This window comes from Ethanoligenens sp. (genome assembly GCF_047718355.1).
In the GTDB taxonomy this organism is placed as follows: Bacteria; Bacillota; Clostridia; order Oscillospirales; family Ethanoligenentaceae; genus Ethanoligenens.
The window spans coordinates 1-19507 of sequence record NZ_JBDNLG010000029.1; the positions used below are offsets into that span (position 1 = coordinate 1).

25 protein-coding genes, 1 tRNA gene and 1 pseudogene are annotated in these 19507 nt (G+C 48.5%); 13 read left to right on the forward strand and 14 right to left on the reverse strand.

Translation table 11 applies throughout. The annotated features are described in order from the left end of the window. The first annotated feature begins 87 nt into the window (after positions 1 to 87). From ABF463_RS06190 to ABF463_RS06225, 8 genes are all read left to right on the forward strand, one after another. The gene (locus ABF463_RS06190; RefSeq protein WP_415532724.1) at positions 88 to 390 is read left to right on the forward strand and encodes a DNA polymerase IV; all 303 of its coding nucleotides are present in this window, start codon (positions 88 to 90) and stop codon (positions 388 to 390) included. 132 nt (positions 391 to 522) lie between these two features. Continuing rightward, the gene (locus ABF463_RS06195) at positions 523 to 1644 is read left to right on the forward strand and encodes a tyrosine-type recombinase/integrase (protein ID WP_415532698.1); all 1122 of its coding nucleotides are present in this window, start codon (positions 523 to 525) and stop codon (positions 1642 to 1644) included. Further along, complete coding sequence (locus tag ABF463_RS06200) at positions 1641 to 3752, forward strand: tyrosine-type recombinase/integrase (protein WP_415532699.1); 2112 nt, start codon at positions 1641 to 1643, stop codon at positions 3750 to 3752. Before ABF463_RS06195 ends, ABF463_RS06200 begins: the two co-directional genes overlap by 4 nt. After that, positions 3749 to 4132 (forward strand): DUF6262 family protein, encoded by a 384-nt coding sequence (locus tag ABF463_RS06205; protein WP_415532700.1) that lies wholly within the window; start codon positions 3749 to 3751, stop codon positions 4130 to 4132. Before ABF463_RS06200 ends, ABF463_RS06205 begins: the two co-directional genes overlap by 4 nt. A gap of 159 nt (positions 4133 to 4291) precedes the next feature. Next, on the forward strand, positions 4292 to 5143 hold the full coding sequence (locus ABF463_RS06210; RefSeq protein ID WP_415532701.1) for a S66 family peptidase: 852 nt from the start codon (positions 4292 to 4294) through the stop codon (positions 5141 to 5143). A gap of 368 nt (positions 5144 to 5511) precedes the next feature. Beyond that, the gene (locus tag ABF463_RS06215; protein WP_415532702.1) at positions 5512 to 5862 is read left to right on the forward strand and encodes a DNA polymerase Y family protein; all 351 of its coding nucleotides are present in this window, start codon (positions 5512 to 5514) and stop codon (positions 5860 to 5862) included. Positions 5863 to 5913: 51 nt separating this feature from the next. Further along, positions 5914 to 6447 (forward strand): hypothetical protein, encoded by a 534-nt coding sequence (locus ABF463_RS06220; RefSeq protein WP_415532704.1) that lies wholly within the window; start codon positions 5914 to 5916, stop codon positions 6445 to 6447. Between the two features lie 5 nt (positions 6448 to 6452). Continuing rightward, positions 6453 to 6689 (forward strand): hypothetical protein, encoded by a 237-nt coding sequence (locus ABF463_RS06225; protein ID WP_415532705.1) that lies wholly within the window; start codon positions 6453 to 6455, stop codon positions 6687 to 6689. 63 nt (positions 6690 to 6752) lie between these two features. Here the strand turns inward: ABF463_RS06225 and ABF463_RS06230 are convergent, their stop codons facing one another. Further along, positions 6753 to 6956 (reverse strand): hypothetical protein, encoded by a 204-nt coding sequence (locus ABF463_RS06230; RefSeq protein ID WP_415532706.1) that lies wholly within the window; start codon positions 6954 to 6956, stop codon positions 6753 to 6755. A 190-nt stretch (positions 6957 to 7146) separates the two neighbouring features. On the opposite strand from ABF463_RS06230, the gene ABF463_RS06235 reads away from it, so the two are divergent. Both ABF463_RS06235 and ABF463_RS06240 read left to right on the forward strand, forming a co-directional pair. Next, positions 7147 to 7443, forward strand: coding sequence for a hypothetical protein (locus tag ABF463_RS06235; protein WP_415532707.1), 297 nt, complete (start codon positions 7147 to 7149; stop codon positions 7441 to 7443). A 1-nt stretch (position 7444) separates the two neighbouring features. Continuing rightward, entirely contained in the window at positions 7445 to 7594 is a 150-nt protein-coding gene (locus ABF463_RS06240) for a hypothetical protein (RefSeq protein ID WP_415532708.1), read from the forward strand. 126 nt (positions 7595 to 7720) lie between these two features. Here ABF463_RS06240 and ABF463_RS06245 read toward each other — a convergent pair. After that, a tRNA-Val gene (locus tag ABF463_RS06245) sits at positions 7721 to 7796 on the reverse strand. A 241-nt stretch (positions 7797 to 8037) separates the two neighbouring features. Here ABF463_RS06245 and ABF463_RS06250 point away from each other — a divergent pair. Continuing rightward, entirely contained in the window at positions 8038 to 8652 is a 615-nt protein-coding gene (locus ABF463_RS06250; protein WP_415532709.1) for a chemotaxis protein CheC, read from the forward strand. Then, on the forward strand, positions 8652 to 9128 hold the full coding sequence (locus ABF463_RS06255; RefSeq protein ID WP_415532710.1) for a chemotaxis protein CheD: 477 nt from the start codon (positions 8652 to 8654) through the stop codon (positions 9126 to 9128). Before ABF463_RS06250 ends, ABF463_RS06255 begins: the two co-directional genes overlap by 1 nt. An 84-nt stretch (positions 9129 to 9212) precedes the next feature. Here ABF463_RS06255 and ABF463_RS06260 read toward each other — a convergent pair whose 3' ends face one another. Next, entirely contained in the window at positions 9213 to 9743 is a 531-nt protein-coding gene (locus ABF463_RS06260) for a polysaccharide deacetylase family protein (RefSeq protein ID WP_415532725.1), read from the reverse strand. Between the two features lie 106 nt (positions 9744 to 9849). Here ABF463_RS06260 and ABF463_RS06265 point away from each other — a divergent pair, with 106 nt between their 5' ends. After that, positions 9850 to 10101 carry a hypothetical protein gene (locus ABF463_RS06265; protein WP_415532727.1) on the forward strand — a complete coding sequence of 84 codons (252 nt, stop codon included), beginning with the start codon at positions 9850 to 9852 and terminating at the stop codon, positions 10099 to 10101. On the opposite strand, the pseudogene ABF463_RS06270 reads toward ABF463_RS06265, so the two are convergent. From ABF463_RS06270 to ABF463_RS06320, 11 genes and pseudogenes are all read right to left on the reverse strand, one after another. Beyond that, positions 9999 to 10286: pseudogene (locus ABF463_RS06270) on the reverse strand (Ig-like domain-containing protein); the annotation flags it as partial. The gene ABF463_RS06265 and the pseudogene ABF463_RS06270 sit on opposite strands and share 103 nt — an antisense overlap. Before the next feature lie 22 nt (positions 10287 to 10308). Then, complete coding sequence (locus tag ABF463_RS06275) at positions 10309 to 10989, reverse strand: tetratricopeptide repeat protein (RefSeq protein ID WP_415532711.1); 681 nt, start codon at positions 10987 to 10989, stop codon at positions 10309 to 10311. 40 nt (positions 10990 to 11029) lie between these two features. After that, entirely contained in the window at positions 11030 to 11611 is a 582-nt protein-coding gene (locus tag ABF463_RS06280; RefSeq protein ID WP_415532712.1) for a toprim domain-containing protein, read from the reverse strand. After that, a complete protein-coding gene (gene holA / locus ABF463_RS06285) occupies positions 11608 to 12645 on the reverse strand; it encodes a DNA polymerase III subunit delta (protein ID WP_415532713.1) in 1038 nt (345 codons plus the stop codon). The genes ABF463_RS06280 and holA overlap by 4 nt, the downstream gene beginning before the upstream one ends. Before the next feature lie 141 nt (positions 12646 to 12786). After that, entirely contained in the window at positions 12787 to 13437 is a 651-nt protein-coding gene (locus ABF463_RS06290) for a hypothetical protein (protein WP_415532714.1), read from the reverse strand. A gap of 6 nt (positions 13438 to 13443) precedes the next feature. After that, positions 13444 to 15015, reverse strand: coding sequence for a ComEC/Rec2 family competence protein (locus ABF463_RS06295; RefSeq protein WP_415532715.1), 1572 nt, complete (start codon positions 15013 to 15015; stop codon positions 13444 to 13446). A 6-nt stretch (positions 15016 to 15021) separates the two neighbouring features. After that, the gene (locus ABF463_RS06300; RefSeq protein WP_415532716.1) at positions 15022 to 15564 is read right to left on the reverse strand and encodes a phosphoribosyltransferase family protein; all 543 of its coding nucleotides are present in this window, start codon (positions 15562 to 15564) and stop codon (positions 15022 to 15024) included. Between the two features lie 51 nt (positions 15565 to 15615). Continuing rightward, positions 15616 to 15954, reverse strand: a complete 339-nt coding sequence (locus ABF463_RS06305) for a histidine triad nucleotide-binding protein (protein WP_415532717.1) — start codon at positions 15952 to 15954, stop codon at positions 15616 to 15618. A 61-nt stretch (positions 15955 to 16015) separates the two neighbouring features. Next, positions 16016 to 18649 carry an alanine--tRNA ligase gene (alaS, locus tag ABF463_RS06310; RefSeq protein WP_415532718.1) on the reverse strand — a complete coding sequence of 878 codons (2634 nt, stop codon included), beginning with the start codon at positions 18647 to 18649 and terminating at the stop codon, positions 16016 to 16018. Positions 18650 to 18831: 182 nt separating this feature from the next. Next, positions 18832 to 19026 carry a helix-turn-helix transcriptional regulator gene (locus ABF463_RS06315; RefSeq protein WP_415532719.1) on the reverse strand — a complete coding sequence of 65 codons (195 nt, stop codon included), beginning with the start codon at positions 19024 to 19026 and terminating at the stop codon, positions 18832 to 18834. A gap of 22 nt (positions 19027 to 19048) precedes the next feature. Continuing rightward, positions 19049 to 19387, reverse strand: a complete 339-nt coding sequence (locus tag ABF463_RS06320; protein WP_415532720.1) for a hypothetical protein — start codon at positions 19385 to 19387, stop codon at positions 19049 to 19051. Between the last annotated feature and the right edge of the window lie 120 nt (positions 19388 to 19507).

A 19507-nucleotide genomic window follows, 5' to 3' on the forward strand; every position in this document is an offset into this window, starting at 1 on the left:
GGTACGGATTGAATCAATTTAGGTTGCTGTGTTACAAAAATGCTTGACCACAACAGTACTATGGAGCGTACCATATTGCATATAGACATGAATCACTATTATGCAAATGTAGAGTGCCTATATAATCCGTCTATCCGTAATAAGCCGGTGGTTGTCGGTGGGGATGAATCACAGCGTCACGGAATTGTATTAACCAAAAACCCACTGGCTAAGCGTTATGGTATCAAGACCGGGGAGGGTCTTTGGGAAGCAAGAAAAAAATGCCCTGGGCTTGTTGTAGTCCCAGCGCACTATGACCGTTATATCCGTTTTTCAAAGCTTGCGCGCGAAATCTATTCCCGCTTTACCGACCGTATAGAGCCTTTCGGATTGGATTTATCTATAGTATAATAAGAACGGATACATTGTCTAAAAATGAATGTGATCCACTTGGTTTTTACATAAATTATACGGATTAACATAGATACAAAAAGTATGTCTAAAAGGTATAATATAAGAAGCCACAGTAGGAGGTGTGAAAAAATGAGGGTAAAGGAAGCGATGGTAGAGGGATGTGGCAAACGATATATTCTCACTTACTCGAATGGAGAGCCGGTCTTCGCTGTAGCCGAATATTTAAAAAGTCTTGACAGCACGGGGAAAAGTGTAAACACTCAACGTACATATTGCTATGCGTTGAAGCAGTATTTTGAATTTCTTAATCAATACGAACTCGGCTATGAAAACATAGGGGTAAAAGAGCTCAGTGATTTTTTGGGATGGCTTCGGTTTCCCGACTACAATTCGGAGCTTGTCTTTATGGTACAGCCAAAACCCAAGAGGTGCGAAAGGACAGCAAATCTGATACTATCTGTTGTTTGTGGATTTTATGGATATCTTTATCGTACTGGCTGTTTGGAACACGACTTGAACGACAGCCTGATAAAGGTAGCCAGAGGTGGGGTTCGCAAGTATAAGGACTTCCTGTATCATGTTACCAAACAGCGGCCCCAAATCCAAAACTATCTGAAAATCAAGGAGCCAATTCAAAAATTTCGAGTTTTAAACAAAGATGAAATGCAAGCGATCTACGAAGCTGCCGGCAATATCCGGGATAAATTTCTAATCCGGCTGCTGTTTGAGACAGGGCTCAGGATTGGCGAGGCACTTTCTCTTTGGGTAAATGACTTTTCATACAGCCATAGCAATGGGCACCAAATCAAATTGACTGTCCGAGGTGAACTTGAAAACGGTGCCAGGCTGAAAAGTGGTGCGCGAGATATCCATATCTCCCAAGCCCTCATGGATCTATTTGACGACTATCTTTACACGGTGTTGGACGAAATTGGGATGGAGAGCAACTATGTTTTTGTGAAATTGAAAGGAAAAAGCAAAGGGAATCCAATGACATACATCGATGTAAGCGCGGTTTTCAAGGCAATCAGCGCCAAAACCGGTTTGCATGTAACCCCGCATTTGCTCAGACATACTCACGCAACAATTCTTTATGGTAAGACAAAGGACATTAAGCAAGTGCAGGAACGGCTGGGACATGCTCAGGTACAGACAACGCTTGCCATGTATGTGCACCCTTCCGATGAGGATATTAGACATAGCTGGGAAGAGGCACAGGCAATATTCGATCTTGAAGGCGGCGCCAAATGAGCCAACTTGCCTTTTTATCAGATGATATCCAGAATGGACACTCCGCGAAAATTAAGAAGGCGCTTTCACAATACGCCGAACGGTATATTATGGAGGACGGCAGCATTGAAATCCGGCAGATTGAGGATGACAGATTTCTCCGAAGCGATAGCTGGACAATTGATATGTTTGCCGATATACCACAATTTCGGGAAGCAGCTGCACACAAGTTTTATGGCCGAAACAAGACCGTATACTTTGCCTTTCATCATGAAAATCTGAATCTTGAGGCAAAGTTCGTCGCATATACCAAGGTGTTTAGTGATCAATGGTCGATTTCTAATTTGATTGCAAATCAAGGAGACGATATGCGGACAGCAGCACAGTATATGGTTGAGTGTCATAAAACGCTATCTTCCTTTTTGCAGTTGAATGAGGAGGAAGAGCCGAAGCAATGGGTCGATTGGCTCGCTGGGCGCGGTATGGCAACCCATGCGACTGATCATGAAACTGCGAAGATCATGGCGAGGCGTGGAAAAAAGTATGCTCACAAAACATACCTGGCACTTTTCCTTCCCAATATATACAAGTTGTTAATCCGGAATCTGGATACTCGTGAAGAATGGGAAAAAGATGGATGGGATGTACGGAATCTCAAAAAATATGGCATAACTCATAACCAAACAGCATTGAGCTATTACATGTATTTCGACAGCATTGAGCACCCTGTTTTACGCAAATGTACCAAAGAATATATCCGCCGCAAACTGGAAAACAAAAGTTTTGCATGGAATACGGCTCGGATGTACATGGCATATTTACCCATGTTCTTTAACGTCATCACGAGGATGGAGCCGGATTGGACAGATCTAAAAAATCTCGAACGCCGGCATATAGAGGCATTTATTGTACATTTGAACAGACATATCGCCGAACGTAAACCGCAGAAGCGCTCTAATCCAGAACAATACAAAAATCGCGGACTCACGATTGCGCACAAATTCCTTTCGGACATGCAGCTTTATGATCATGAAATCGCTCCTCTAAAGGATGTCCGAACATTGATATTTACTGAAGACAAGCCTAAAATTCCCAAGAAAGCCTATGACAAGACCGATTACATTCCTGATTATGTGCTGGAACAGCTGTTTAAGCACATCAATGACTTACATCCGGACGCGGTGCCAGTGGTTTGGATTATGTATAAGACCGGGCTGAGGATTTCTGACGTTCTCTTGCTCAAACACGACTGCCTTGTCAAATTAGGTGGAAAGTATTGGCTTGAAGCAGATATTGAAAAAACCTACGTCAAAGGTCATCGAGTGCCCATCGATGAGCAACTGGCAGATATCATTGCGCAGCTAATTAATATTTCGCAAAATGGAAGTAACCAATACACTAACCCTGAACATTTCGTTTTTGCGCGTCTGTCAGGCTCCAGGCGAGGTAATCCGCTGGGGCAGTATTTGATTCGGGACTATCTAAATAGGCTGGCTTGGGAGAAAAATATTGTTGATGAAGCAGGAAAAAGATATCATTTTACAAATCATGCTTTCCGTCATACTTATGCAGTAAAGTTGCTCAATGGTGGAGCTGATATCATTACAATCCAAGAACTATTGGCCCATGCTTCGCCCGAAATGACCATGCGTTACGCTCGGCTTTTAGATGACACGAAGCGGCAGGTTTTCGATAGTATTGTCGCACAAGGGGTTTTTAGCTTTAATTCGGACAACGGTTCGGTCGAGGAAAATCACGAAGCGTTCTCTCCTGAAGTTTTACAAATGCTCTGGACCAATCACAAGCTGGAGGCAGTTGATACTCCCTTTGGGACTTGCCTTCAACGAGCTAAAGGAAACTGTACATTTGCAAAACAGCCTCCATGCCTGACCTGTAATGGCGGAAACCCCTGTAAAGATCTTTGCATAGGAGCTTTCGAAGGGGATATTGAGAAATATGAATTGCTGATTGCTTCTTCGACCGCACTGATCGAGCAGGCAAAAAAATATGGTCGAGAGAAATCTGTTGAGGAAAACCAGGCGTTGTTGCAGCTTTATCTGAGCATTCGTGAGACAATTTGCAGGGGCAACGTCATATACAGCCGTATGGACAGGTTGGTGGGGGCATGAATGAAAAATATGATCGTAAAGCACACTTGCAGTCGCTGCACAAAAGCCGGAAAGCTGCGACACAAGGAAAGGCGGATGGAGCCATCTTGCGCCTGACCAAAGCCGGGCAGGCAGTAAACTTTAACAGTGTTGCTAAGGAAAGTGGTCTCTCGAAGGCGACCCTTTACAACAATGCTGAGATTCGCGAGAGCATTGAGAATCTTCGACAGAGACAGGCGACTGTGTTGCCGAGAGGACAATTGGAACGGGAATTGCAGGAAGAAAGTAAGGATGCCATCATTGCGTCACTAAAAAGAAAAATACGGACGCTTCAAGAAGAAAACACCAGACTAAAAGAACAACTGAAAATAAACTACGGAGATCTGTACAAGAAACTTTAAAATGAACCAGCCTACAAAAGTTAAATAATAATCCAACCTCATTTTTATACAGAAAAGCCCTGTCTGATAAAGATGACGGTGTTGTAAATATTGAATATTCTTGATATTATGGAGATGGCCACAAGTTTCCAATTGTTTATGTTTGGAGAAGATGTTTAAATGCTGAAACACGGTGATAAAGTTGGAATCGTAGCTTGTTCTAACGCTCTTACACTAAGAGAAAAGACTCAACTCACAGAACTGGCCGAAGTTTTATTAGAGCTCGGCTTATCTCCGGTGCTCAGCAAGTATATCTATGAACAAAAAACTGTATTCAGCGGAAGTGGAGCACAACGAGCCGGCACTCTCAACGACTTCTATAACAATAGTAGCATTAAGGCAATCTTTGATGTTTCAGGAGGAGACATAGCAAATGAATTGCTTGATTTTATTGATTTTGATTCGATAAAAAGAAATCCGAAACCTTTCTTCGGATACAGTGATTTGACAACGATTATGAATGCGATTTATGCAAAAACCGGAAATCTGTCTTATCTCTACCAAATAAAATACCTTGTGTGGGAAAACAAAAAAATTCAGATACCGGATTTCAAAAACAGCATCTTTGATAAGCAAGATGACTTATATAAAATAAAATGGGATTTAATTCGAGGATCAAAAATCGAAGGTGTGGTAATAGGCGGTAATATCAGATGTTTTCTGAAACTGGCCGGAACTCAATATATGCCCGAATTTACTAACAAAATATTATTTTTGGAGAGCTACGGCGGTGCCACCGCACAAATGACAACATATTTATGTCAGCTTAAGCAGATGGGCGTTTTTAAAAAGATATCTGGGTTGCTTTTGGGAACATTCACTAGAATGGAAGAAAACAACGAAAGCCCGAATATAGAAGAACTTGTTTTAAACATTACCGATGACCAGAGTTTTCCAATTGCGAAAACACATGATGTTGGCCATGGAAACACATCGAAATGCCTGATCATCGGGAAAAAGTATGTATGCTAGGTATAAGCTAGGCTGTGTGAAAGCTGAAAGTGAAAATTTTAATTCACCACTTTGAACATATTATGTCTTGATCTGTGGGGTAGATCACTCAAATTTCAGCTGCATTTGCTTGTGCTTCACCCCTTACGACTTTATTTTTTTCGTACCGCGTTTTCACCCAGTCTGGAGCATAATACGAATCTTATACCGCTGCATTTTTTTGTGATAGTTTATAGGACTTTATCTAATCATCAGCCTAATCCGCTGATGATTAGATTATTCTATATGTCTGTTTCAATATCATCAGCGTTAGAAATGCTTTATATTGGTTATGGCTAATATATTCTAGCGAGGTAATGACCGTACTTTTTGAAAAATACTATTGATAATTGGATGAGTGTTGGCTTGATTTTACAGGTACAGAAAATCTGTTTGGAGATGGAAAGCGTATAGCGGATGAGTTAAGGCGACTTATCCGAAAAGAACTGGGTATTACGGCATCTGTGGGGGTGTCGTGGAATAAAGTGTTTGCAAAACTCGGCAGTGATTATAAAAAGCCGGATGCCACCACGGTGTTTACCCGGCTAAGTTTCAAGGAAAAGGTGTGGCCGCTGCCTGCATCCGATCTGTTGTATGTCGGCCCAGCCACGACTAAAAAATTACACGGATATGGGATCAACACCATAGGCGATCTTGCAACAGCTCCACTTTCGCTTCTGGAACGTCGATTTGGAAAATGAGGCGGTTATCTTTATGCATTTGCAAACGGAAGGGACACGACACCCGTAGCTTTGTATGATCACCAGAGTACAATCAAGAGTGTAGGAAATAGCATGACGACCCATAGGGACGTAGAGACTCTTGAAGAAATCAAGCAGGTGTTTCTTTCACTTTCGGAGAGTGTATGTCGCCGTTTGCGAGAAAATGGATTTCGCGGTCGGACCGTAGAGATAACCGTGCGAGATAACCAGCTCAGTTGGTTTGCGGCACAAACTACGCTGCCGGTACCTTCCTGCACGACCAAGGAACTGGTGGACGCCGCCCTGCGCCTGTTTCAAACCCGGTACCGCTTCGCCCGTCCGGTTCGGGCGCTGGGTATCCGCGCCTGCAATCTGGTGGGTATGGAAAGCGGCTTGCAGATGAGCTTTTATGGAAACACGGCCGAGCAGGCAAAATGGGAATCCATTGAAAGCTGTGTGGATCGGCTCCGTAAACGGTTTGGCTGTAATGCAATAAAACGCGCAGCCATATTAAATGCAGATATTACCGGCGAGTCCGATCCGCTGACCCACGATGTACACCCAATAGGATATTTTGGTAGGTGATTGCAATGAGAAAGGTTTATGTGGCTGTAACAGCCGATTTTGACGCACACGGGCGAATCACACCACGATCATTTGTATGGGACGATGACCGACAGTTTGAAATTGATCGTGTGCTGGACAGGCAGCGGGCAGCATCTAGGAAGGTAGGAGGCGTCGGATGGATGTACAAAGTGCGGATCATGGGAAAAGAGACGTATTTGTGGCTGGAGGACAGCGGGCGGTGGTTTATGGAAGGAAAATAGTATGTGTAATATCCGCGCTGTTGCAGCCAAATTTGGCAAATTCCATAAGAACCTAAATGTTAACTATTTTGCCCGCAAGCGTATGATGCGTTCCTCTGCGGAGCGGACAAGAAAACCTTGCAAACTTTCCCCTGCTTTCTCTGCGGCTGCCTTGATGCGTTCCTTTTCCTCTGTGGGTACATCCATGACGATGCGACTGTAGTGTTCCTTTTTATATGCTGCTGTCCATTCACCCTGCTTGGATGTATATTTTCTTTTTTGGGGCATAAAATCACCTCGTTTCATTATACTGCACATGCTGCTACTTGTACACATAGAATATTATACAATACAAGAACTGATCTTTTGTGCATGTTTATGTGTACGCATAGCTGTTTTTTGTTGACTATGTGTACACATAGATGTATAATATAATTACGGAAAATCACTTAGTGCAACGGTGTAAGGAGGATGCTGGATGAACATACAGATTACTTTTACCGACTCCGATGGGAAACAATCGTCGTTCTGTGCCACACCGGAGGAACCTTATAACGGAAAGTACGGTCAGTGGACGCCGTACGGCCACATCTGCGAATACCCTACCTACTACGAATATGCATCGTGGGCGTGTTACTACCGCATCGACAAGCTGACTATGCAGATCACTACGAACGCCGCTGGTAGCATGTTTAAGCCAGTGCGTGGTGCAACGGCCCACTTGCTGACCGACAGCGAACGCGATGCCTATTATTCTATGCAGAAAGGAATATGACATGAATACCATACAATCTATTGCAAAAGTGGAAACACTTATTGCCTCCCTGGCCGGATACTCTACTGAGGACTACCAGGAGATTGAGGACGCTGCTATGCGCGGATTGGAGCGCGCCAGAGTATTGCTGGTGCAAAACAGCGGGCTTTAATTTTGTCCACTTTTTGTCCACTCGTTCATGTATGAGATATACCATGGTATACTATGATTTCGTATTTGAACATAAAACAAAATGCCACCTTATGGCTTAGATAAGCTACAAGGTGGCATTTTTAGCTGGTGCGCGCTGAGGAACTCGAATCCCCGACCCTTCGCACGTCAAGCGAAAGCTCTACCAGCTGAGCTAAGCGCGCAAAACAAGGGACGAATGATAGTATACATCATTTTTTGGTGAAATGCAAGTCCTAATCGAAAGTTTTTTCTGTATTCCTGAATAATGGAAATTGGAGGGATATCTCGCGTATGGGATCGAATATACCCTAAAAGGGATGAGCTTTGCCGCTTGCATTGCGCACGCCAATGCCGTAAAATAAGAAGGGCAGTTTCAGCACGGGTGGATACACAGCATGCGTTCTGCCAACGGAGGAATGCACCATGAAAAATTATGAAAATTTGAGCGATGAGGAAAAGGATGTTTTGCGCGAGGTGGGCAATATCGGCGGTGGCAATGCAGCTACTGCACTGGCTGCGTTGCTGTCTGGACGTGTAGACATGTCGGTGCCTGATCTCCAGATCGTGGATGTGAGCCATGTGACAGAGATATTGGGTGGGCCGGAGCAGGAGATTGTGGGCATTTTAGTTACAATGGAAGGTGAAGTATCCGGCATGTTGATGTTCTTGCTTGATAAGCATTTCACCCGTTTGCTCATCAACCTGCTCTTGGATAAAAAGATTGAAAGTTTTGAACATATTAACGATATGGATCTTTCGGCTCTCAAAGAGATTGGCAACATATTGGCAGGCTCGTATATCAATGCGATTGCAACACTTACGGGGCTGCATATCTCGCTGACACCGCCGGAGATCGCCATCGATATGGCAGGCGCCGTCCTCAGCTACCCTGCGGCACTATTCGGTATTACCAGTGATAAGATGTTGTATATTGAGGAAGATTTTATCCGGGAGGACGATAATATACGCAGCCATCTTCTTATTATGCCGGATCCTGAATCACTATCTAATATTTTACGACGGCTGGGTGTTGCTTAATGTCATTGATTATCGTAGGCATATCAGATTATAAAACGGCCAAAGATCCGGACAAGCTGATTACTTATGCGCTTGGCTCTTGTGTGGGTACCTGCCTGTTTGATGGGGTGACCGGCGTGGCCGGCCTTTCCCATATTCTGTTGCCGGATTCAAGCATCAGTAAATCCGACAAAAACATCATGAAATACGCTGATACCGCCATAGAGGCGCTTGTGTGTGAAATCGAACGGCACGGTGTGCGGCGCGCACAGCTTAAAGCCAAAATTGCGGGCGGTGCAAATATGTTTGCTACCCAGTTTACAGGCATGAATATCGGCGAACGGAACGTTGTTGCCGTAAAAGAACAGTTGCGGCGCCTTGGTATCCGTATCGTGGCGGAGGCCACCGGAAAAAATTATGGCCGCACAGTCGAATTCAATCCCAAAACCGGTGCTATGATTGTGAAATCTGTCCTGCACGGCGTACAAATCTTATAAAAAAATTGCAGCTGCCTACCATTATAAAAGCGCCTGCGGAGTAGTTATGTTCCGCAAGCGCTTTTATAATGGTAGGCGCGTGTCTTATTTGGCCTGCACGATTTTGATGAATGCGTTTAAATCATCCTTGGCACTTACGTACGAGCGGCGTATTTCAAGCTGCGGATCGGTTACCGCCGCTGTACCGCCATCCTCAAGGAACCCTAATTTATAACCAATCGCCTGTGCCGCGCGCAAGGTGTTCGCGTTATAGTCGCCGTATGGATAGGCGACATAGAGCACAGGTTTTCCCGTAATCTGTTCAAGCGATGCTTTGGAATCCTGTAATTCCGCGACCTGCTGGCTGTATGTCATTTTGCTCAAATAACCATGGGTGACAGTGTGGTCCTCAATATCAATGCCGTTTTGGCTCATCTCTTTTAGCTGGCTCGCAACCATGTAATTCGATGTGCCGATTTTGCCCGAAATCATAAAAACAGTTGCTTTAAGGCCGTCCTTTTTCAGTACAGGGTAAGCGTTGGTATAGTTGTCAAAATAACCGTCGTCTAACGTGATGACCACTACTTTGTCCGGCAAAGCCGTATGCGCATTGACATGTGCGTACAGTTCATCCATGCTTAGCGTGGTATAGCCGTTAGCTTGAAGCCAGTCCATCTCAGAGGCGAATAATGCAGGGGGGATACATAGGTTGTTTCCAGCTTGGATGCTGATGGAGTGGTACATGAGAACTGGTACACGCGTGTTTGTCCACGAAGCGTTGGATGCCGCTACAGCAGCCGATGAGGCAGTAGCCGTTTGTCCAGACACTGTAACGGTGCAAGAAGCACTTTTTCCTTCACTTGATGCCGTTATCGTTGCCTGGCCGGGCGCTACTGCCGTCACCACACCGGATGCGTCTACGGTGGCGACCGCTGTGTTGCTGCTGTTATACGTAAATGTCGCGTTTGCCGTAGATGGGTCGGCCACCGGATAAAGTGTATAGGTACGGCCGGCTTGTACAGTTATTGCTTTTTTGGGCAGATGCACAGCGGTTATATGCGATTTGCTATTTGAACTGCTGCAGGAAGAAAAGCCCAAAAGCAGCATAACTGCCACGAGCAGCAGTGGGAGAACGCGCAGCCTACTCGTTTTTCTGCCAACGTGTCCAGATTGATTCATGTTTTGTACCCTTTCCTTATCGTCAATTTACTAATGCCTGAAATGCTGCGTTACTGCGCAGATTGTCCCAATGGTTCTGCTCTTTTGCCGTTTGCTTGATGGAATTGTCCAGATTGATTGCTTTCTGTAAGTAGGAGAGTGCGGGATCCGTCTGTTTGGTGTCCGCATAGATTGTGGCAATTCCATAATAGGCCCATGCTGCGGTGGGTGTGATTGCAATGTTTTTCTGAAAGTCTGCAATAGACTGGGTATATTGTTTTAATCCTTTATAGATGAGCGCCCGATTGAAATATCCATAATCATAATTGGGATTGATGGCAAGCGATTGATTGATGAGCGCCAGCGCCTTGTCCGCAACCGTGTTGCCATTTTGGAAATAATAGGCGGCACCCTTGATGTTATAGGCCTGAAAGCATTGAGAATCGCTTGCAATTGCCTGATTGGCAAGGTTCATTGCCGTGTCATACTGGTTGGCCATGTAAGCGGTTTGTGCTTTCCCACAGATATCCGCTACTTCCTGGGTGCTGAAATAGGTGCCTGGCACTGCGGAAGTGGCCGATGAGGCTGCACTTGCAGTAGCAGAGGACTGTGTCGATACCGGCGGCTTGGAAGAAGACACGTTTGCGCGGTGATCTGTTTTATTCTGGCAGCCCGCAAACAAAACAATTGGCAATAAAGCGCCGGCCATCCATCCCTTTTTCATGTTTGTATCCTTTCCTGTTTATGTCAAAGTCCTACATTTCTTATTCTTCCGCAACCGCCTGTTTGTATTCCTCATAAGAGTACATGGCGTTGAGGACATCCAACAAACCATTGGCAGAGAGTCGCTGCGGCAGACGTAACTTTTTGAGAAAAGCGCGGCGCTTGACAGCGCTTTGTTCTCCGCCGGAAAGGCCGTCGGCAAACAAATCCGCCTTGGTCACGCGCCGTCTGGGGACTTCAGCTTGCTCGGCAAGCACGCCTGCGCGCGCCAAACTTTCCATGATCGCGGCAGGCGGGATGCCTTCCACCCCCAATTTACCTTCTTTTGACGGCAGCACTTTTCGCCGTTCTTTGCCAAAGATGTCTGGCATGTAGGCGTGTTTGACTTGTCCCGGGGGCAGCGCGCCATTCAGAAAACCACGAATCTTGAATCCTGCCGCATCGCTGTCGGTGATGATGAGGACACCGCGCTTTTCCGCCAGACGGCGGATGAGCGCCAGTTTTTCGGCGTTTTTAAAAATAGCAAAACCATCCGTTTCAATGATGACCGCGTCGATGAGAGAGGATAATTTAATCTTATCATATTTCCCCTCCACGATTACGGCTTCTCGTATGTGTATCAACCCGCGTTCACCTGCTTTCTGAGCTGGGAAAGATCAACACAAAGCCTTTCCAGCACCAAACGGCTGTCGGCGCCCGAAGACTTGAGTGCCTTGTCGGAGGCAAGCAATCGCTCAAGTGCCTCCCTCAAAAAACCGATGGACAGACCTCGGCAGTCCCGCAGCGCGTTGCGGATGCGAAACTCTCGCCCGCGGTAAGAAAAATCCGCTGCCAATTCGGTCTGGCCTTTGCCGGCGGCACACGCGACGGCAGCACGGTAAAGGTCGCAAAACGCCTGTGAGAGGGCAGAAAGGATGATGACAGGTTCTTCTTTTTGGTCAAACAAGTCTCCTAAGATCCCCAACGCGACGGGCAGGCGCCCGGAGATGACCGCGCGGGCCAGATCGTAAATCGTGCTCGCCACATCTTTGTATACCAGAGCATCCACCGTGTCTTTGCCGATCTCGTTACCCGCCATATACGCCGCAAGCTTTTCCACCTCTGCCGTCATACGGTTCATATCCGCGCCGCAGGCTTCGGCCAACGCGTCGGCCGCTTCGGCTGACATGGATGCTCCCGCCGCACGTGCGCGTTTCATCACCCATTTTTCCAGTTCGCGTTTGGTCGGGGGGCTGAACTGCTCCGCCACACCGGCTTTTTGGGCAAGCGCAATCAGTGCTTTCCAATGTGTACTTTTCTTATCATACGGCACATGCGCGAAAGCAAGCACCAGCACACAGCTATCCGGTGCATCTGAAAGAAGCGCCAGATAATCTTTCCAATCTTTTGCTTTTAGTGTGTCTGGGTCAATGTCCCACAACACCACACAGGAACGTGCAGCCATCATGGGCAGATGTTCCACCGCCGCCGTCAGTTTAGAAAGGTCAAATGTGTCGGCGGAAAACTGATGCAGGTTGAACGTCTGCATGGATGGCACAGCACTTTTGGAAACAGAACGGGCATAATGTGTGGCTAAGTAGCCTTCCGCACCATAGAACAGATAGATCCGTGCAAACTGCCCGTTTTTGATCTGACTATCTAACGCACGCACACTCATGCTGTTTCCCCTTTCACTGTTTTATTTTTATCTTTCCTATCATATCATAAATTCAGCCAAACCAGGTATGTATTTTTCAAAATTATTGATTGGTATGCGTTAAAAATGCGTGTGGGAGCGTATGGGTATCAATATCCAACGTTATGTGACCGTTAAAAAGGCACCTCCGCGTGTGCGGATCAGCTGAGGCTGATTTTCCACACTGCGCAGTTCGCAGCCTTGCGCTCCCAATATCCCGCCGGATAAAGCGCTCACTGCCGCGTTCCCTGAAAACAGGGCATATTTAGGAGAGACATCTCTTATAAATGAATCCGAAAGCTCCCCTCCATAAAATAGCTGCTGGGCCTTCAAAGCCTGCGGGGGCAAATTGTAAGCTGCGGTATCCGCTTTTGCCCCGCCGGTCAGCGCTGCGCGCGCATTGCCGTACCGCAGTGTGGTCAGCAGTGTTTTGTGGTCTGTGGACGGATAGATAGTCAACGCTGCTCCGCCCCAATGCAGCATAATGGGGGAGGAGAGTGGCTGGCTGCCGTGCGGTGCATTGTCACGGTAGGCACCCGGCAAGTAGGTTGCGTGAATTTGTGTGGTATTCAAAAGGTCGGTGAGATATGTTTGCCGTTTTTTATCCCATGCCGGCAGAATGAGTGCATCCACTTGCGCTACATTGTGTGCCTTTAGCCAGCGGGAAGCCAAATAGGCGGCATCCTGTCCATCCAAATCGACTAAGACCGCGTGCCTCCCGCGCAACAGCACGGTGCAATTGCCGTTCTCGACCGGTAAAGCGGCAAATTCCAATACGCCCTATGCGGCCACTGCATGACTGGCAAGCCCCACAGATAAGGCAAACGCGACGCAGAGGGCGGCGGCACGCAAATCAGCCCCCCGTTTCCACATTTTCCAGACCAACAGCCCGACAGCCAACGCGAGCAGCAGCACCGGATAAACAAATGCATAATCGGTGTAAACCGTGGCGAACGGCAGGCTGGCCAGCAGATGTGCATAACCGATCATCAGCGCACAGCAAAGGCGCAGAAGCAGTGCTACCGGTTTGACCAGCCACAGGAACAGCCAGTTTCCCGGCAATAGGGAAGCTGCCGCTGCAAGCAGTGTCGCCAACAGTGAAATAGGCACTTCGAATACATTGGAAAAGAAAGTGACCAGCGAAAGCTGCCGAAACGTCACCAAAATCACCGGCAGAGTGAGCAGCGTTGCTCCCACGGTTTCACAAAGCACCAGACCCGGCGGACGCAGCAACCGTCCCGCCCGCGCGGGAAGTTTTACAAGGCGGTTATCCATCCAGCGCACGCAATGTCCGGATATCAGCACCAATCCCAATGTGGCGGAAAATGACAGTAACAGTCCGGTGTCCATTGCGGCGAAAGGATTGAGCAGGCAAAGCACCAGCACAGAGATGCCCAGCGAGTTGAGTGCATCGGCTTCGCGGCCCAGCATCAATCCACCCAGATAAAGCAGGGACATCACACCTGCCCGGTTAACCGATGGAGAAAATCCCGTCACCGCCATAAATACGACAATCACGGCAGCCGTCAACAGCGCGGATGGTCTGCGTGGCAGACGAAGGCGAGCAGACAACAGCAACAGTACCTGCATGATGAGCGATGTTTGTGTGCCGGAGACCGCAAGAATATGTGATATCCCAGTGGTTGTGAAATCCCTTTTAACCCAAGTGGGGAGATTGGAGACATCGCCAATCAATATACCCGCCGAAAGTGCACCCCAAACGCCGCCGACCCGCTCTTGCAGGCGTGCCGACAAGAATTGCCGCAAATGGATTGCCGCCGCATAGGGATGGAATCCTGTGGGGGCGGAAACTTGTATCGTATCCGTCGGCGTGGCAAACAAATAGACGCCTTTAGAGCGGTAGTATTGCTGGCTGTTGAAGCCATCGGTCTCCCCAGTGGATGGAAGTGAGAGCGCAGCACTGAACGTCACCCGTGAGAACGGCACAATGTCCGCTTCCTGCGTTTTGACACGCAGAGTCACAGAATGCGTGTCAATGTGTCCGTTAACACTGACAGCATCCGCTTTCACCAGATAATAGGCATTTTGCCCTGAAGTGACGGGGATATCGGTGACCGTACCTTTTACCTGTGCGGTTTTACCTGCCAGAGCAGCCATGGGCCAATATGCGAGATGCCATGTGGCGGCATAAAAAGCAAACGCCGCGCCTGCCGTACACAGCACGGTAACAAGCGCGGCGCGCCGCCGAAACGGACCAAAACCGAAAAACAAAACGACCCCGCAGGCCATGCAAAGCACAGAAAATACGATGCACACACCGATGTCAAACTGTGCGGCAACGCATAAAATTGCAAGATATGTAAAGCCGATAATGGCAAGCGGGCGTTTCATCGTCTGTTAGTTTTTTACAAAGACAGGCAAGGGTGCAAGGAATGTGATGTCGTTGCGTTTTTGCGCGTCGCCTTCAGCCAGCACCGCCATGCGTCCCACGACATTGCCGCCCACTTTGTTCACCAGTGCTTCCAGTGCGCTGAGAGATTCACCGGTACTGATGACGTCGTCCACGATCAGCACACGGCGGTCACACATCTGGTTTGCATCATTTTCATCAATGTATAAGGTTTGCAATTTTGCAGTCGTAATGGATTTAACCGCGACACTGATGGGATTGCGCATATAGACTTTTACGCCTTTACGTGCGATGAGATAGCCGTTTTCATTGTTTTGGCGCGCCATTTCGTAGGCGAGCGGGATGCCCTTGGCCTCCGCGGTGATAATCACATCGTGCTCCGGTGCGCGTACCAGCAAATCCCTCGCACAGTTGACCGTCAACTCCACATCACCAAACATGATGAATGCGGCGATGTCCACGGAATTGCTTACCGGGCAGATAGGCAATTCGCGTGTCAGGCCCGCGACTTCCAATGAATATGTTTTCATAATAAACTCCGTTCTCCAGCATCTGTGACGCTGCAAAGATCTGTCAAAAAATCAAGCCATATCAGGATAGAGCAGGCGTCCCGCCAGCACATGGAAGTGCAGGTGCTCTACGGATTGCCCCGCGTCTTTGCCGCAATTGGTAACGACACGATAGCCGTTCTTTAAATCGAGCTGTGCAGTCAGTTTTGCAATTACTTCAAAGATATGTGCGACCACAGCGCTGTTTCCCGATGTGATTTCGCTGGCTGAACCGATATGTGTTTTGGGGATCACCAGAAAATGCACCGGTGCCTTAGGATCGATGTCGTGAAATGCCAGCACCTGTTCATCCTCGTATAATTTCTTGCAGGGGATTTCTCCCGCCGCAATCTTGCAGAAAATGCAATCCATGTCGCTGCCTCCCTGTCCACTTTTTATGCGGGTCGTGTACTCGCAATGAAACAATCTATAATTATTTTGCAGGCGTATTCACATCTGCGAGTGTATTTTCTACACTTTGCAGTGCTTCTGCAATCTTGGATACGTCGCGGCCGCCCGCTGTCGCGCTGTCCGGCCGACCGCCGCCGCCGCCGCCCGCAATTTTCGCGGCGGTGCGCAGCAGGTTGCCCGCGTGGGCACCGTTTTTAACCGCGTCTTTGCCACAGGCAGCGGCAAAGACCACTTTCCCACCAGCTATACTCGCCAGCACAATGACTGCCTGTGCATCGCTTTCCCGCACGCGGTCGGTAATCATCCGCAACGCGTCTACATCCATGCCTTTCAGGCTGGCTGTTATCAAATGAAAATGACCGACTTCTTTAGATGCCGCAACCAGTGCATCCATTTGCATGGCTGCGATTTTGCCCTGCAGGGTTTCAATTACACGATCCTTTTCATGCAGTTCACCAACTACCTGTGCTGCACGGTGCGGGATATCGACGGGTGCGGACTTCAAAACCTGTGCGGTTTCTTTGAGTGCGGTATCCTGCTCGTGCAGAAGCTCCAGCACGTTCATGCCGGTTGCTGCTTCGATACGGCGTACACCCGCTGCCACCGATGTTTCCGAAACAACGCGGAACAGACCGATTTTGCCGGTGCTGTCCACATGGGTGCCTCCGCAGAACTCCTTGGAGAAGGTTCCCATCTGTACCACACGTACCACATCGCCATATTTTTCACCGAACAGCGCCATGGCACCGCTCTTTTTTGCTTCTTCTATAGCCATCGTTTTGGTCGTGACCGGTACAGCCGAGAGAATAGCCGTGTTGACCTGCTTTTCGACCGCGTCGAGTTCTTCCGGCGTCAAGCCGGTGAAATGTGTGAAATCGAAGCGTACACGGTGGGCATCCACCAACTGCCCGGCCTGTTGAACATGGGTACCAAGCACGCTGCGCAGCGCGCCTTGCAGCAGATGCGCTGCACTGTGGTTGCGCATAATGGCGCGGCGGCGCGGCGCGTCCACCTGTGCCTGCACCGTATCCCCGACATGCAGGCTGCCTTCGGTTACCTCACCAAAGTGCAGGAAACGTCCAGTCGCGGATTTTTTGCAGCCGGTGATTTTGATGCACATACCGTCGGCGGTGAGCAAACCGGTATCGCCCACTTGTCCGCCGCTTTCCGCATAAAACGGCGTGGTATCTAATAGGATGGAAACCTGCCTGCCGGTCGCAGCCAACCCCACGCGTTCACCCTCCGCAATAATCGCAGTCACCTTTGCGGGGCAAGCCAGTTTTTCATAGCCGACGAACTGTGTTTCGGGTGTGTCCTCATCTTTGGAATCTTCCCAGGCGGCGCCCATCCCGGAGGCACGTGCGGCACGCGCCCGTTCACGCTGTTCTTTCATCAGTGCGTCGAATCTATCCGCATCAACTGAAAAACCGCGCTCCTCCAGGATATCGCTGGTCAAATCAAGTGGGAAACCAAATGTATCATATAATTTAAAAGCGTCCGCGCCGGAAAGCACACCGTTCTCCGACAATCCGCCAATCATTTGCTCAAGCAGTTGAAGACCCTGGTCGATGGTGGCGGAGAACCGTTCCTCCTCGGACTTAATGACGCTTTGGATATATCCCTGTTTTTCCACCAGATCGGGATAAGCGACAGCGTTTTCATGCACAACCGTTTCCGCTACCTGATACAGAAACGGCTCACGGATACCGAGAAGCCGCCCATGGCGCGCGGCGCGGCGCAATAGACGGCGCAGCACATAGCCGCGTCCTTCATTGGATGGCAATACGCCGTCGCCCACCAAGAAAACGGTGCTGCGGATGTGGTCGGTGACCACGCGCAGCGAGATATCCGCCTTTTCCTGTGCACCGTAGGTTACGCCCGCGATGCGTCCGGTGTGCTTCATGATATTCTGAACGGTATCAACCTCAAAGAGGTTGTTCACGCCCTGCATGACGCAAGCCAGACGCTCCAGCCCCATGCCGGTATCAATGTTCGGTTTGGGCATTGGCGTATACGTACCTTTGCCGTCGCTGTCGAACTGAGAAAACACAATATTCCAGAACTCCACATAACGGTCACAGTCGCAGCCAACACCGCAGGTGGGTTTGCCGCAGCCGTATTTTTCGCCGCGGTCAAAGTAGATTTCCGAACAGGGGCCGCAAGGGCCGCTGCCGTGTTCCCAGAAATTATCTTCTTTACCCAGGCGCACGATATGTGATGGGTCGACGCCGACTTCTTTGGTCCAGATATCATATGCCTCGTCGTCGTCCTGATAGATGGTGACATAGACTTTATCTTCCGGCAGCTGCACGACTTTGGTAACAAATTCCCAGCCCCACGCGGTGGCCTCGTGCTTAAAATAATCGCCGAACGAAAAATTGCCCAGCATCTCAAAGTAGGTGCCGTGGCGGTCATCCTTGCCCACATGCTCAATATCGGGCGTGCGGACACATTTTTGGCAGGTGGTCACGCGCTTGCTTGGCGGTGTGACCTGCCCTAAGAAATATTTCTTCATCGGCGCCATGCCGGAGTTGATGAGCAGCAGGCTGTTATCCCCCTGCGGCACCAATGGGAAACTTGGCAGGCGCAAATGCCCTTTGCTCTCAAAAAACGCGAGATATTTTTCCCGCAACTCGTTTAAGCCCGTCCACTCCATGAATCGTGATTGCCTCCTGTTGATCGGGTCACGCGCAAAAAGCGCCTCGGCCAACCGGCCAAGGAGCAAACAGACCCAAGATATGCCTATACGAATGACAGCGGCACGTTGCCGCGCCTGTTTTCCGCAGGCATATTTTATTATAGCACAGGCAAATCGCAAAGTTCAAGCGCCGGGGGGCATCATTCGTCCAACAGAAATAATTCTTCCACTGGTGTGTGCAGCAATTTGGCAAGCCGCATGGCCAGTTCCAATGTGGGGTTATACTTATTATTCTCAATGGCGTTGATGGTTTGGCGTGTCACGTTTGTCCGTTCCGCCAGATCCTCCTGCCGCAGACCCAGTTGTTTGCGCAGTTCTTTTATGCGGTTTTTCATTTATTCTCTATCTTAGCTCCTTTTAATGAAAGAAATACAACAGGATACCGATGAAAATCGCACCGGCAGCTGATAGGGCGATGATAATCAGCAGACGGCGCAAAGCTGCTCGCTCGCCCATGCGGGATTTTAAAATCGCGGTTACTATATAATAGACAAGGTTTTGCAGAATCAGCAAAATAATCGCCATAGGTATTTTGTGGGGGGACAAGATAAAGTCATGCGTCCCCCAGATAAACAGGATGACCGTAATGAATGAATAGGTCCACCGGATGGCTTGCAGATTGATGTGCATCTGCATTTCATCCATTTTCTGAACGCCGAACGCGCTTTTCAATTGTTGCCAAGTATTCTTTTTCATACGTTGCTCCTCCGTGATGTAAAAAATGTTTTACATATTTACTATAAGTGGGTGGAACATAAATGTCAAAAAGTTTTTACATATAGTCGGAGATACGCCAGCCAATACGGCAGAAAACAG